General features: G+C 74.2%; 12 protein-coding genes. 2 read left to right on the top strand and 10 right to left on the bottom strand.

Going from position 1 to position 14,511, the window contains the following annotated elements; all coding sequences use genetic code 11:
- Window positions 1–128 precede the first annotated feature (128 nt).
- The gene (locus ACGF15_RS15770; RefSeq protein WP_392799397.1) at window positions 129–2,030 is read left to right on the top strand and encodes a helix-turn-helix domain-containing protein; all 1,902 of its coding nucleotides are present in this window, start codon (window positions 129–131) and stop codon (window positions 2,028–2,030) included.
- Between the two features lie 80 nt (window positions 2,031–2,110).
- Here the strand turns inward: ACGF15_RS15770 and ACGF15_RS15775 are convergent, their stop codons facing one another.
- The 10 genes from ACGF15_RS15775 to ACGF15_RS15820 form a co-directional block, all read right to left on the bottom strand.
- Window positions 2,111–3,550: an MFS transporter gene (locus ACGF15_RS15775; protein ID WP_392799400.1), complete on the bottom strand. Its 1,440-nt coding sequence runs from the start codon at window positions 3,548–3,550 to the stop codon at window positions 2,111–2,113.
- Window positions 3,551–3,828: 278 nt separating this feature from the next.
- Window positions 3,829–4,185, bottom strand: a complete 357-nt coding sequence (locus ACGF15_RS15780) for a hypothetical protein (RefSeq protein WP_392799403.1) — start codon at window positions 4,183–4,185, stop codon at window positions 3,829–3,831.
- Window positions 4,186–4,653: 468 nt separating this feature from the next.
- Complete coding sequence (locus tag ACGF15_RS15785) at window positions 4,654–5,832, bottom strand: prephenate dehydrogenase (RefSeq protein ID WP_392799437.1); 1,179 nt, start codon at window positions 5,830–5,832, stop codon at window positions 4,654–4,656.
- Window positions 5,832–6,212, bottom strand: coding sequence for a chorismate mutase (gene aroH, locus ACGF15_RS15790; protein WP_345615929.1), 381 nt, complete (start codon window positions 6,210–6,212; stop codon window positions 5,832–5,834). Before aroH ends, ACGF15_RS15785 begins: the two co-directional genes overlap by 1 nt.
- Window positions 6,213–6,250: 38 nt before the next feature.
- Entirely contained in the window at window positions 6,251–7,633 is a 1,383-nt protein-coding gene (locus ACGF15_RS15795; RefSeq protein WP_392799407.1) for a class II 3-deoxy-7-phosphoheptulonate synthase, read from the bottom strand.
- A 103-nt stretch (window positions 7,634–7,736) separates the two neighbouring features.
- Complete coding sequence (locus tag ACGF15_RS15800; protein WP_376428559.1) at window positions 7,737–8,549, bottom strand: class II aldolase/adducin family protein; 813 nt, start codon at window positions 8,547–8,549, stop codon at window positions 7,737–7,739.
- A gap of 86 nt (window positions 8,550–8,635) precedes the next feature.
- A complete protein-coding gene (locus ACGF15_RS15805) occupies window positions 8,636–10,171 on the bottom strand; it encodes an FAD/NAD(P)-binding protein (RefSeq protein WP_392799410.1) in 1,536 nt (511 codons plus the stop codon).
- Window positions 10,172–10,233: 62 nt separating this feature from the next.
- Window positions 10,234–10,770: a flavin reductase family protein gene (locus ACGF15_RS15810; protein WP_392799413.1), complete on the bottom strand. Its 537-nt coding sequence runs from the start codon at window positions 10,768–10,770 to the stop codon at window positions 10,234–10,236.
- A gap of 446 nt (window positions 10,771–11,216) precedes the next feature.
- On the bottom strand, window positions 11,217–12,152 hold the full coding sequence (locus ACGF15_RS15815; RefSeq protein WP_392799416.1) for an alpha/beta fold hydrolase: 936 nt from the start codon (window positions 12,150–12,152) through the stop codon (window positions 11,217–11,219).
- 146 nt (window positions 12,153–12,298) lie between these two features.
- Window positions 12,299–12,862, bottom strand: coding sequence for a CGNR zinc finger domain-containing protein (locus ACGF15_RS15820; protein WP_345615924.1), 564 nt, complete (start codon window positions 12,860–12,862; stop codon window positions 12,299–12,301).
- A 294-nt stretch (window positions 12,863–13,156) separates the two neighbouring features.
- Between ACGF15_RS15820 and ACGF15_RS15825 the strand changes: the two genes are divergently transcribed.
- Window positions 13,157–14,371 (top strand): acyl-CoA dehydrogenase family protein, encoded by a 1,215-nt coding sequence (locus tag ACGF15_RS15825; protein ID WP_392799419.1) that lies wholly within the window; start codon window positions 13,157–13,159, stop codon window positions 14,369–14,371.
- The last annotated feature ends 140 nt before the right edge of the window (window positions 14,372–14,511 follow it).

Consider the following 14,511-nt stretch of genomic DNA (forward strand, 5'->3'; position numbering starts at 1 on the left):
ACGCCCGGCCGCAGTCCCACCGCGCCACGCGGCCGCCCCACCGGGCGAGGGCGGTCCGCGCCCCGCCGGGCCCGGGCGCTGTCCACAGGGCTGGCGCCCGGCGCCCGGGCACGGGTATTCCTGAGGCCATGTCCCACGACCACGCCGTCTACCTGGAGCTCCTGGCCCGCGGCGCCGACGCCGAGTCCTACGAGGGACCGGTGCTGCAGGCGCGCGAGCGCGGAGCCGACCCCCGCACGCTCGCCGCCCTGGAGCAGGCCAAGCAACTCGCCCTGCGCGTCCGGGCCGAGCTCGAAGGGCGCCGCAGACGGGAGGCGGAACTGTCCGCCCTCTTCGAGACCGCCCACGACCTGGCCGGCCTCCGCGACCTCGACGCGGTCCTGCGGGCCATCGTGCAGCGGGCACGCTCTCTGCTCGGCACCGAGGTCGCCTACCTCAGCCTGAACGACCCGGTCGCCGGGGACACCTATATGAAGGTCACCGAGGGCTCGGTCTCCGCCCGCTTCCAGCAGGTCCGCCTCGGCATGGGAGAGGGGCTCGGCGGCCTGGTCGCCCAGACCGCCCGCCCGTACGTCACCGAGAGCTACTTCGACGACGCCCGCTTCGCGCACACCGGGCCGATCGACGAGGCCGTCCGCGACGAGGGCCTGGCCGCCATCCTCGGCGTGCCGCTCACCCTGGGCAGCCGGGTGATCGGGGTGCTGTTCGCCGCGGACCGCAGGGCCCGGGTCTTCGAGCGCGAGCAGATCGCCCTGCTGGCCTCGTTCGCGGCCCACGCCGCCGTCGCCATCGACACCGCGAACCTGCTCGCCGAGACCCGCTCCGCCCTGACCGGACTGGAGCGGGCCAACGGCATCATCCAGGCGCACAGCGGCGTCATCGAGCGCGCCTCCGAGGTCCACGACCGGCTCACCGAACTCGTCCTGCGCGGGGGCGGCGTCGACGAGGTGGCCGCCGCGCTCTCCGAAGTCCTGGACGGCACCGTGGCGTTCACCTCCGAACCGCCCGGCGGACCCCGGGCGGACGGGCGCGCCGTGCGCCGCGGGGACGACTGGGTGGCCGAGGTGTCCGCGGGCGGCGAGGCACTCGGGGCCCTCGTGCTGCACGGGAGCCCCCGCCTCGACCCCGTGGACCGGCGCACGCTGGAACGCGCCGCCATGGTCACCTCCCTCCTGCTGCTCGCACGCCGCTCGGCGCACGACGCGGAGCGGCGCGTCCGGGGCGAGCTGCTGGACGACCTGCTCGACGCCCCCGGCCGCGATCCGGGCCCGCTGCGCGAGCGCGCCCTGCGCCTCGACGCCGATCTCGACGGCCCCCAGGTGGTCCTCGCCGCACGGAGCGACGCCTCGCCCGCCGGCCCCGCGGGCCCGGGGGAGCCGTCCGCCCGGGAGGGGGCCGACCGCCGCCGCCTGTGGTCGGCCGCCTCCCATCTCGCCGCCACCGGCGCGGGACTGGCCGCCGCCCGCGACGGCGGCGCCGTGCTGCTCCTTCCCCTGCGGCCGGGCGACACCCCCGGGGAGCTGGCCCGCCGGGTGGCCCGCCAACTCTCCGACGCGCTGCGCGAACCCGTCACGGTGGGCGCGTCCTCGCCGGTCGCGTCCCCCGCCGACGACCCGGCCCCGGTGGCCGGGGCGTACGAGCAGGCCCGGCGCTGCCTGGACGCCCTCGCCCTGCTCGGACGCGGGGGGCAGGGGGCCGGGGCGCAGGACCTGGGATTCCTCGGACTGCTCCTCGCCGACCCGGGGGACGTCGGCGGCTTCGTGCAGCGGACCCTCGGGGAGGTCATCGCCTACGACGCGCGCCGCGGCACCGACCTCGTCGGCACCCTGGCGGCGTACTTCGCGAGCGGGATGAGCCCGGCCCGCACCAGGGAGCACCTCCATGTGCACGTCAATACGGTGGCCCAGCGGTTGGAGCGGGTGGGCAGGCTGCTGGGGGAGGACTGGCAGAACCCCTCCCGCGCCCTGGAGATCCACCTGGCCCTCCGGCTCCACGCGATGTCCGCCCCGGCCGCCCCCCGGAGGCCGTGACACCGCCGCCCCGACACCGCCGCCCCGACGCGGCGGGCGCGTCGGGGCGGGCGGGGGACTCGGACAGCGCGGGCGGGGACTCAGACGGGCCGGGCCGCGACGTCCGCCGCTTCGGCGGAGCCCCCGGGCTGCCCGTCCTGCGGTGACCGCCCCGGCACCGCGCCGCGGTCCCCGGACGCAGGCTCCCCGTCCGCACCGGCGTCGCCGAGGTCCCGGTGGCGGGTCTCCGCCGCGCACACCACGGCGAGCACGGTGAGGAGCACCGCGGCGAGGACGTACAGCGACACCGGGGTGGAGGACCCGTACGAGGCGAGCAGCGCCGTGGCGATCAGCGGAGCGGGCGCACCCGCGGCCACCGAGGAGAACTGCGCCCCGATGGAGGCCCCCGAGTACCGCACCCGGGTCGAGAACAGCTCGGAGAAGAAGGCCGCCTGCGGTGCGTACATCGCGCCGTGCAGCACCAGGCCGACGGTGACGGCCAGCAGCAGGGGCCCGAAGGACCCCTGGTCGACCAGCAGGAAGAAGGGGAACATCCAGGCACCGACGCCGACCGCGCCGATCAGGTAGACGGGTCTGCGGCCGATCCGGTCGGACAGCGCGCCCCACAGCGGGATGGTCGCGAAGTGCACGGCCGACGCCACCAGCACGGCGTTGAGCGCGGTCTGCCTGCTCGCCTCCACGGCCGTGGTCGCGTAGACGAGGATGAACGCGGTGATGACGTAGTAGCTGATGTTCTCCGCCATGCGCGCCCCCATCGCGACCAGGACATCGCGCCAGTGGTCGCGCAGGACGGCCACGATCGGCAGCCGTTCCTCCGTGCCCTCCGTCGCCCTGCGTTGTTCGGCCCGGGCCAGCGCGGCCTTGAACACCGGGGACTCGTCGACCGAGAGCCGGATCCACAGTCCGACGACGACCAGCACCCCGGAGAGGAGGAAGGGCACCCGCCAGCCCCAGGAGGTGAAGGCCGACTCCGAGAGCAGCGCGGTGAGCGCGGCGAGGACTCCGGTGGCGAGCAACTGCCCTGCGGGCGCGCCGGTCTGGGGCCAGGAGGCCCAGTACCCGCGCCGCCGGGCGTCCCCGTGCTCCGAGACCAGCAGCACCGCGCCGCCCCACTCCCCGCCCAGCGCGAAGCCCTGGACCAGCCGGAGCAGGGTCAGCAGCACCGGGGCGGCGCTGCCGATGGCCGCGTGGGTGGGCAGCAGGCCGATGGCGAAGGTCGCGCCTCCCATCATCAGCAGGCTCAGGACCAGGAGCTTCTTGCGGCCCAGCCGGTCCCCGAAGTGCCCGAACACCAGGGCGCCCAGGGGGCGGGCGGCGAAACCGACCGCGTAGGTGAGGAAGGACAGCAGGGTCCCGACGAGCGGGTCGGAGCCGGGGAAGAACAGCTGGTTGAACACGAGCGCGGCGGCGGAGCCGTAGAGGAAGAAGTCGTACCACTCGATGGTGGTGCCGATGAGGGAGGCGGCGACGATGCGCCTCAGGCTCCCGGGCGTCGGCGGGGAGGTCGCGGGGGAGGACATCGGCACCACTTCCTGGCGTCTGACGGGGACGAATGCGTGTCGCACACCGTAGGAAGGCGCAGATCAGAGGCGTATATGGCGGGACACCACAGTTACGGTCGCCGGAGTGCGCGCGCCCCCCATGAGGACGGTCCCGATGGCTCCGGGACACGCTCCGGGACAGGCGCCCCGGGAGGGCGTCGACACGGCGAGGACGGCACCATGGCGCCCCCTCCGTGCGTCCCCGGCGGGCTCGCGGGCACCCGGCGCCCGCGGCGCGCACCGCGGACCGGTGGGGGTCAGCCGTCGAGCAGGTCGACGGCGAGAAGCGCGGTGACGACGAGGACGGCGAGCAGCCGCGCCGCAACGACTCCGTCGGCGACCCGCCGGACGGCGGCCCTCCGGGAGGCTCCGAGCAGCCAGATGACCCCGAGGGAGGCCGGCAGGCCGCACGCGGACCAGGCGAGCGCGGCATGCCCGTGCGGTCGTCCCGGCGCACCGGAGTCGAGGCCGTAGGACTCCAGAGAGATCGCCAGGGCCAGCAGGAGCCAGCACATCGACAGGACTGCGCTGACGGCGGACACGACGACCGCGAGCACGAAGGAGCCCGTGCCGCGGACCGGGCCCACCCCGTCGTTCCGCACCGCTCCGCTCATGGCGCGCAGCGTGTCCCGGCCGTGGGGGCGCACCCGGCGTGCCGCCCGGGTGAACGCCTCACCCCGGCGGCGTCGGACGGCTCCTCCGGCCCCCTCCCGGACCTCCGTCCCGGGCGGGGCCTGCCGGGGAGCGCCCGTGCGACCGGTTCCTGCAGCCCGCTCCCGCGGGCCTCGGCGGAGCGGCAGTCCACCACCTCCCGCTCCAGCACCCCGGCCGGCGGCTGATCCTGGGCCGACGTGCCACCGCCGTGCCCGGTCCGTCCGCAGCCCGCAGCCCGCAGCCCGCAGCCCGCAGCCCGCAGCCCCCGGACGGTGCCCGGGTACGGAGCCGGTGCGGCACCCGTACGCAGAGGTCAGGGCCCGCGGCGGACGGCCCGGTGCCGCCGCCGGAGCCGTCGCGTCGTCGGCACCGTCGACGGCGCCCGATGCCGTCGCCGGCCCCGGCCGCCGTCGCGGACGCCTGTGCGCTCAGCCCGTGCCCGCCGCCAGCGGAACCCGCAGCCGGTCGGCCCCGGCCGCCGCCGGGAGCACGGCTCCCGGCGCGGTGGAGTCGGCACGGGACCGGGGCCGCTGCACCGCCCAGCCGAACTCCGTGAGCCGCCGCGCCATCCGGACGGCGGCGGACGCCTCCACGGCCAGTTCGACCAGCCCGCTGCGCTCCGCGGGGGAGTGGTCGATGGACACCTCCTCGACATTGACCTCCAGGTCGGCCACGGTCGCCAGCAGCCGGGCCAGCTCGCCCGGCTGGTCCCCGATGAGCACATGCACGGCGGCGCAGTGGGCCGGGTTCCCGCCGTGCTTGCCGGGCACGCGGCCCCGGCCCCTCCTGCCGCGGCCCAGCAGGTCGGCCACCCGCACCGTGCCCTGTGCGCGGGCGTCGGCGTCGTCGCCCGCCAGCCCCCGCAGCGCCGCCACCGCCGCGCCGAGGTCCGCGGCGAGCGCCTCCAGCACCTCCGCGACGGCCCCGGCGTTGGCGTCCAGGATGTCGCCCCACAACCCGGGGTCGCCCCCGGCGATCCGGGTGACGTCCCGCAGCCCCTGCCCGGCGAGGCGCGAGGCGTCGTCCGGCATCTCCTCCAGCCGCGCCGCCATCAGCGAGGCGACGAGGTGCGGGGTGTGGGAGACGAGCGCGACCGCGCGGTCGTGGGCGCCGCTCTCCATGACCACGGGCACCGCGGCGCACAGCGCCACCACCTCCAGGGCCCGGTTCAAAGTGTCCGTCCCGGTGCCCTGCGTGGGGGTGAGCACCCAGGAGCGGCCCTCGAACAGGGAGGCCGAGGCGGCCAGCGGCCCGGACAGCTCACGCCCGGCCATCGGGTGGCCGCCGATGTAGCAGGACGGGTCGGCGAGCCGCAGGGCGTCCCGCTCCGGGCCGCCCTTGACACTGGCCACGTCGGTGTAGCTGCGCGCCAGCCCCCTCGCCTGCTGGGCGGCGAGCACCTCGCCGACGCAGCCGGGCGGCACCGCCAGCACGGCGATGTCCACCGGCGCGGCGGGCGGGCCGACGGTGCCCGCGCCGAGCGCGGCGGCCGTGCGGGCCGCCGACTCGTCCGCGTCGAGCAGATGGACGTGCACCTGCCTGGCGGTCAGGGCGAGCGCCACCGAGGTGCCGATCAGTCCCGTGCCCACGACCGCTGCCGTACGGATCACCGGGACCCCTCCGGCGATCCGGCCAGGTCGGCGCGCAGTGCAGCGGCGCCGCCCAGGTAGACGTGCCGCACATCGCACTTGGCCAGGTCGGTCTCCGCGTGCAGCAGGATGCGTACCACCCGCGGCAGGGCACCGGCGACGTCGAGCTCCCCGGCGCACAGCAGCGGGGTGTCGGTGAGGCCCAGTTCCCGTGCCGCCACCGCCGGGAACTCGCTGCGCAGGTCGGGGGTAGCGGTGAACACCATGCTGATCAGGTCCTGCTGCTCCAGCCCGTTGGCGTCGAGCATGGCCTTCAGCAGGCCCTTGGTGCCGTCCACCAGCCGGCCCCTGTCGTCGTCCTCGATCTGGATCGCGCCGCGTATCGCGCGCACGGTCATCCCACCCCTCCGGATCGGCTTCTGCCGGACTGCCGACGTCATGCTCCGGCGGCCGTCCGCACGGCGCCCCTCGCCACGGTGCGCTCCTGGTACAACTCGGCCGCCTGGAAGGCCAGGTCGAGCGACTGGTAGCGGTTGAGGCGCGGGTCGCAGGCGGACTCGTAGCGGTGCGCCAGGTCGTCCAGGCGCACCTCGGCGCCGCCGCCCACGCACTCGGTGACGTCCTCGCCGGTCAACTCGACGTGGAGACCGCCCGGATGGGTGCCCAGCTCACGGTGGACCTCGAAGAAGCCGCGCACCTCGTCGAGCACGTCGTCGAAGCGCCGCGTCTTGTGGCCGCTGGGCGCGGTGAAGGTGTTGCCGTGCATCGGGTCGCAGATCCAGGCGATCCGCGCCCCGGAGGCGGTGACCTTCTCCACCAGCCCCGGCAGGACGTCGCGGATCCGCCCGGCGCCCATCCGGGTGATGAACGACAGGCGGCCGGGCTCCCGGTCGGGGTCGAGGCGGTCGATCAGCGCCAGGGCCTCGTCCGCGGTGACCGACGGCCCGAGCTTCACGGCGACGGGGTTGCGGACCCGGGAGGCGAACTCGACGTGCGCGCCGTCCAGTTGCCGGGTGCGCTCGCCGATCCACACCATGTGGCCGGAGACGTCGTACCAGTCGCCGGTGCGGGAGTCGCGCCGGGTCAGGGCCGCCTCGTAGTCGAGGATCAGCGCCTCGTGGCTGGAGTAGAACTCGGTCGAGCCGAACTCGCCCGGCTGCGCCCCGCAGGCCCTGAGGAAGGCGAGCGCCCGGTCGATCTCGTCGGCCAGGCGCTCGTAGCGCTCACCGATCGGGGAACTGGCCACGAAGTCCTGGTTCCAGGTGTGCACCTGGCGCAGATCGGCGTATCCGCCGGTGGTGAAGGCGCGCACGATGTTCAGCGTCGCGGCGGAGGCATGGTACATCCGCCGGAGCCGCTCGGGGTCGGGGGTGCGGCTCTGCGGTGTGAAGTCCAGCCCGTTGACCGCGTCTCCCCGGTAGACCGGGAGCTCCACGCCGTCGCGCTGCTCGGTGGGCCACGAGCGGGGCTTGGAGTACTGGCCGGCGATGCGTCCGACCTTGACCACCGGCAGGGAGGTCGCGTAGGTGAGCACCGCCGCCATCTGCAGCAGGGTCTTGAGCTTGTCGCGGACCTGGTCGGCGGAGACGGCGTCGAAGGTCTCGGCGCAGTCGCCGCCCTGGAGCAGGAACGCCTCACCGCGGGCGACGGCGGCCAGCCGGGAGCGGAGCTGGTCGCATTCGCCGGCGAAGACCAGGGGCGGCGCGGTGGCGAGGTCGTCGAGCACGGTGGCGAGGGCCCGCTCGTCGGGCCAGACGGGCTGCTGCGCGGCGGGCAGGCTCCGCCAGCTGTGCGGCGATGCGGCTTGCGTTGCGTCCATGGGAGGGGTTCCTTCGTCGTTCCGGCAGGGGGTACTGCGAGGAGGGGTCCCGCGGGGGCCGGCGCCGGCCCCCGCGGGGGTGCCGCGAGGGGCTGCTGGCCTCCTACTCGTCCAGCAGGTCGGGCTCCTCGCGGACGATCTCGTCCCAGAGCAGCTGGAAGCTGAACCAGCCGAGCTGGGCGTCGCCGAAGCCCTCGCCCGCCGCCACGGCCTGCTCGTGGGTGAACGTCTTCGGGGTGCCGGCCGCGAGGGCGAGGAGCTGGACCTGGGCGCAGCTGTCGTAGGTGAAGAACCAGTGCACGGCCTCGTCCAGCGAGCCGCCGACGGTGATCAGACCGTGGTGCCGCAGCAGGATGGCCCTGTTGTCCCCGAGGTTCTCGGCGATGTCGCGGCCCTGCTCCAGGGACACGGAGGGGCCCTCATAGGCCTCGTAGAGGGTCTGCCGCCCGTAGAAGGCGGCCGACTCCTGGTCGATGGGCTCCAGCAGGCGCCCCAGGGCGCCGAGGGCCCGGGAGTGGGCGGTGTGGCCGTGTGCCGCGGCGGTCGCGCCGGGGTGGAGTTCGTGGATCTGGGAGTGGATGACGAAGGCGCTGGGGTTGACGCGGTGCGTGCCGTGGACCACGCGTCCCCGGGCGTCGACGCAGATCAGGTCGGCGACCCGTACGTGCCGGAAGGAGACGCCGAAGGGGTTGACCCAGAACCGGTCGGGGTGCTCCGGGTCGCGGACCGAGATGTGCCCGGAGATTCCCTCGCCGAAGCCGTACTTGCCGAACAGCCGGAGTGCCGCGGCCAGTCGCTGCTTGCGGTGCCGCCGGGTCTCCTCCGGGGTGCCGAAGACCGGTTCGGAGGGGATCGGCAGCCCGGTGGCGGTGTCGGCGAGGAACTCCGGTGCGGGCTCGGCGGCCCGGTCGGTCATCGTGGTCATGGTGGATACCTCTTTCTGGACGGGCCGTGGGAGGGCGGTGCGCGGACGTGCGGACCTCACGGACGGGGCGGTCCGCGTCAGGCGGGCAGCAGGGCGTCCGCGGAGCGCGTCGGGTGCCTGTCGCCCGCGTCCTGGAGGATGGCGGCGACGATGTCCTCGGCGCGGTCCACCAGGGAGGGGACGCCGAAGGTGAAGAACAGCGATCCGGCGCCGATGGTCCCGAGTCCGTAGAGCCGGGGGTCGTGACGGCCCTCCGCGTCGGCGAGGCGGCTGGTCGCCCGGGCGAGGTGCAGTCCGCCGTGGGGGTGGAGGCCGGCGGCACCGGCCCTGGTCAGACTGGTCACCAGGGGAAGGGCGCCGACGGGGACGCGGCCCTCGGAGGCGTTGACCGCGTTGACGACCGTGTCCGCGGTGACGGGGGGCTCGTCGGCGGTGAGCAGCTCGAAGCCCCCGCCACCGCGTTCCGCCACCTTCCGCAGCCCGGAACGGATGTGCAGCTGGCCCGAGTCGACCAGCTCCAGCAGCACGGCGGCGCTGGCCGGAGGCATCGGGCAGCACAGGCTCATGATGGTGCGGTAGTGGGAGCGGAGCAGCTCCGCCCGGTCCTTCTCCGGAAGCTGCGGCCAGACGTCGGGGCCGATGTCGGGGACGGCGTTCTGGAGGATCCGCAGACCAGGGTCGGCCGAGTCGACGGCAGCGAACTGGCGCCGCAGTCGTTCCCCGGGGGCCTCCCTGCCGAGGTCGGTGATCTCCGCGTGGACCGCTTCGGGGTCCGAGCCGGCGTCGCGCAGCTCGGCCGCCACGATCTGCGCGAACTCCGCGAGGGGCAGCTCGCGGCCGGTGCGGGCCAGTGCGCGCATCCGCTCCTTGGTGAGGTGGCGGGGCTCGAAGTGCAGGGGGCGCTGGCGGACACCGGGGAGCACGCCCCGCCGGGAGAGCAGGCTGATGCGTCCCTGATGGCCCTGGGCGGCGAGGGCGAGGACGGTGTCGACGGCCGTGAGGCCGCTGCCGACGACGGCGACGTCCTCACGCGGGCCGATCCCGCGCAGGCTGTGGGACATCGGGTACGGATCCGTGATGAACCCGGGTGCGCCCGCGAGTCCGTAGGCGTCCTTGGGGCCGTCGCCGCCCACGCAGAGGACGACGTAGTCGAAGGCGCTGTCGCTGCCGTTGCTGGTGCTCAGATGGATCCGCTCGGCGGTGCACCGGGCCGCGGTGACCGCGGCCCCGACCAGGTCGACCCGCCAACCGTTCCTGCGCAGTTCCCCGAGCGCCGAATAGGCCGACTGCTCCAGGTATTCGCCGTAGACGGTGCGCGGAGGGAAACAGGCTCCGGAAACGGGGTCGACGCTGTCGAAATCGACGACGCGCCGCCGCGCCTCCAGCCAGCGCCGGAGATGGCCGAGGTCGCCCACGCGCACGGACATGTCCTCCGGCGGCGCATTGACCTTGATGGTGTCGATATCGACCTGGTAGGCCCGGCCGCGCCACAGATTGGGGGAGGGCTCGAACACCGTGATACTGCCCGAAGGGCTCTGCGTCTGAGCCAGTGCGTCGATGAGGCAGACCGCGGAGGCGCCACCTCCGACCACGGCGAGTGAAATTCCGGACATGCGTCAGCCACCTATCGGTACTGGGAGTATGGGGAGCCTCGTCCGTCGCTTTCCTTTCCGCCTCATGTCGCGCGCCGCTCGAAGCGGTGGAATGCACCGTGCAGGAACACGAGGGACGACCGGGTGTGACGCACTCCGGTACCGACGACCTCACCGACGATCAGCAGGTGGTCACCGGCCACCAGATGGTCCCGGTAGCGGCACTCCATCCATGCCGCGGAGTCCAGGAGCAGCGCCCCGGTCCGCTCCCCGGGCTCCGAGGGCAGGCTGCGCAGGGCCTTTCCGCGCTCCTCGGCCGGGCGGGCGAAGATCCTGGCGAGGTCCTCGCCGCCGCCGTCGAGAAGGGACAGGGCCCAGACCCGGGACTCCATCAGGTCGTCCAGGAAGGCGGAGTCGCGGCGGATGCTCAGCGACACCAGCGGCGGGTCCAGCGAGAGGGACGTCAGCGAGTTGATCGTCAGCGCGTTGTGCCGGCGCGTGGATTCCGCGTCGGAGAAGGTGCTCACCACGCAGACGCCGGTGGCGAAATTGCGCATGACGGAACGCAGGTCGTCTTCCACGGCAACCGGTGGACGGTCGGCCGCTGACAGCTCACCCATGAATGGTCCTCTCCGGGGAATGTCTGATACGCGCACGCATGTGGGCGTCCCGGGGCCAGAGGTCGAACACCTCAGGAAATGGCGAAACCCCGTTCGATGCCGGAGACGTTACCGAGCGGCCGAAGGGCCGTATGGCGGGAGAGCGCACAGGAATTGGCCCGTCCACGCCTGCCGCGGTGCCCGCGACGGGACAACGCGCGATGGCCCGAAATTCGCAGGGACGGTCGCGTTCCGAACGACCGCACGGCGCCGGGCACCCTCCCGGCCCGGGGCCGGGAGGCGGCCTTCGGAGGACGCCTCCCGGGGCGGTCGCGGCGGCCTCCCCCGCGAGCGGGACCGAGGGACCGCGCGGGTCCCGTCGGCCCGGGGCCGGGTCGGGCGGCGGGGCCCTCCCGGCCGCGCTCACGCGAGGACGGGCAGGGCCCGCCCCCGCGCGCCGCCGTGCCTCAGCCCGTGCCGCTCACCATCCCGGCGGTGCCCGACCCGGCCCCCACCGCGGAGGGCGCGGGCCGCGGCGGGAGCCTGCGGGCGAGGAAGTCCGCCACCCGGTCGGCGATCTCGGCGCAGTGCGTCTCCAGGGCGAAGTGGCCGGTCGGCAGCAGATGCACCTCCGCCTCCGGGAGGTCGTCGCGGAAGGCGTGCGCGCCCTCGGGGCCGAAGATCTCGTCATGGGCTCCCCACACGGCGAGCAGCGGGACCTGGCTCTCCCTGAAGTACCTCTGGAACGCCGGGTACGCCTCCAGGTTCGAGCCGTAGTCGCGGATGAGGCGCAGCTGCGCGGCGGTGCCGCCGGGGCGCGCGAGTGCCGCCGTGTCGAGCAGCCAGGCGTCGGGGTCGAGGAGGCTCTCGTCGGGGACCCCGTGGGTGTACTGCCACCGCACGGCCTCCGGGGTCAGGGCCTGGCGGACGGCGGCCTCGTTCTCCGGGCCGGGGTCGGCGACGTAGGCGTGGACGGGCGCCCAGAACCCGGGGAGCAGGCCCTGGAGATAGGCGTTGCCGTTCTGGCTGACGATCGCGGTGACGCGCTCGGGGTGGGCGGCGGCGATCCGCCAGCCGATCGGCGCCCCGTAGTCGTGGACGTAGAGCGCGAAGCGCGACAGCCCGAGCAGCCGGGTGAACTCGTCGGTGATCTCCGCCAGTCGGGCGAAGGTGTAGGCGAACGCGTCGGTGGACGGCCGGGCGGAGTGGCCGAAGCCGATGTGGTCCGGCGCGATGACCCGGTACGTCCCGGCCAGCCGGCGCATGAGGTCGCGGAAGGACCGCGAGCTGGCCGGGAAGCCGTGGAGCAGGAGCAGGGCCGGGGCGTCGGGGGAGCCGGCCTCGCGGTAGAAGACGTCGAGCCCCTGTACCTGGACCGTGCGGTGGCGGATGTGCGGATTCATGGAACCCCTTCGTCGGGTGGGAGTGTCCGGCCGCGTGCGCCGGGGCGGCGCCGAGCGCGGCGCCGGCGGTCCGTCCGCCGGTGCGCGGCGCATCCGGCGGACGGACCGCCGACTGCCGCTGCGGGGCCGCCCCGGTCGCAGGAGCCCTACGCGCGGGGCCCGCGGCTCCGGGCGTAGTGGCGGGCCGCCTTGGCGCGGTTGCCGCACAGGGCCATCGAGCACCAGCGCCGGGTGCCGTTGCGGGAGGTGTCGAGGAAGTACCGGATGCAGTCGGGCTGGTCGCAGAGCCTGATCCGGTCCGGGGCCGTGGCCAGCAGCCGCCGGTAGTCCTGGGCGGCCGTCCAGGCCGCGCCCCAGTGCGGATCGGTGAACTCCGCACGCTCGCCGGGGCCTTCGGCGTCCAGGGTCAGCCTGACGCGGCCGTGGTCCAGGATCTCGTCCACCTGTCGCGCCGCATCGGGCGATCCGGGTTCGGTGACGGCCGCCGCCAGTGCGCGGCGGGTGGTGCGTACCGCCCGCAGCGATGCGGCACCGGCGGGAAACCGCTCGGCCAGTCCGTGTCCGGCCAGCCATACGTGCAGGCCGGCCGGGGTGTCCAGCAGATCCTCCTGTCGTCCGTGCTCCTGCCACCGGGTGTTGAGCAGATCGAGGGCGAAGGGTTCGCCGACGAACGGACGCGGGTCGACCTCGGTCATCGCATCTTCCTCCATCCGATCCGATTCTAACCCTTCAAGCGTAAGTGACTGGTTGCACGGATCGAGGTTAACCCCTAAAGTCACTTACGACGGTTAGTCCTGTCGGCGTGTGCGGACGTGCCAGATTGCGTGCGCGTTCACACGAGAGGCGAGGGGGCGCCGTCCCTAGCGTGAAGACGGCGCGGGACCGGACGGACCGTCCGCCGCTCCGCTGCCCGGGGGTGCCGCCTGTGCGGTGACCCGTGCGGACACGGCTGCCGGCCGTCGCGCCCGAAGAGAGACGAGCACGCAGGTACAGGAGGGGTTTCAATGACTGTGACGGAGACTCTCAATCCCGCGGCGGGCGCCGGGCAGGACGCCCCCACCTCCGCGGCGGAGATCCTGGCGAGGGCACGGGCCGCGGCCCCGCTGCTGCGCCGGCGCTCCGAGGAGATCGCACGCGGCCGGCGCCTTCCGGAGGACGTCGTCGAACTCGTGCGCGGTACCGGCGTCTTCCGTATCGGCATGCCGAAGGACTGGGGCGGCCCCGAACTGACCTTCGCGGAGCAGACCGAGGTCATCGAGGCGCTCTCCTACGGGGACTCGGCCGCCGGCTGGTGCGCGATGATCGGCATGGACACCTGGATCTACGCGGGCTACCTGGACGAGACGGTCGTCAAGGAGATGCTCGCCAACCCGGACGCCATCACCGCCGGCCTGATCTTCCCCGTCGGCCGCGCCGAGCGGGTACCGGGCGGATACCGGGTGAACGGCCGCTGGCCCTTCGGCAGCGGGGTCACGCACGCCGACTGGGTCGTCGGCGGCTGCGTGGTGCACTCCGACGGCAAGCCGGAACCGGGCCCGGGCGGCGCTCCGGTGAACTGGCGTCTGGTGATGGCCCGCCGCGAGGAGTTCGAGATCGTCGACACCTGGCACACCACCGGCCTGGCCGGCAGCGGCAGCATGGACTACCAGGCCACCGACCTGTTCGTGCCCGAGGAGCACTCCTTCGACTTCACCACCCCGCGCGGCTCCGGCCCCCTGTCCGCCCCCGACGCCTTCCTCGGCAACGTGCCCGGCGTGCCGCTGGGCGTCGCCCGCGCCGCGCTGGACCACGTGCGCGAACTGGCCGCCGACCGCGTGGAGCGGGCCACCGGCACCCCCTGGTCGGAGAGCTACCGGGTGCAGACCGTCATCGGCCAGGCCGAGATGGAGCTCACCGCCGCCCGCTACGCGGTCTACGGCACGCTCGACGAGCTGTGGCGGCGACTGGAGTCCGGTGTCGAGCCGACCCCCGACCAGCAGGTCTCCTCCGCCCTTGCGCGGGTCAACGCCTTCCGGACGGCCCGCTCCGTCGTCTCCCGGCTCTCCGACCTCGTCGGAACGGCCTCGATCTACCAGACCTCCCCGCTCGACCGCTGGCTCCGCGACCTGCACACGATGTGCCAGCACATCCTCGCCCAGGAGCAGATCGTGCAGTCGGCGGGAGCGCACCTCCTCGGCGGAACGCCGCAGGCCCCCTTCCCCCTCGGGCTCAAGGGATAACCCGGGCACGGTGAACGGCGGTCGGCGGCGGGGCGCCCCCCCCCCCCCCCCACCGCCCGGCACGGGCGCAAACATAACCGCAAATTACTTAATTAGGACAGCCCAAAGCAACAAACACTGTATTATAAAAAGACCCCACA

This window comes from Streptomyces sp. NPDC048001, assembly GCF_043203115.1.
Classification (GTDB): Bacteria; Actinomycetota; Actinomycetes; order Streptomycetales; family Streptomycetaceae; genus Streptomyces; species Streptomyces sanyensis.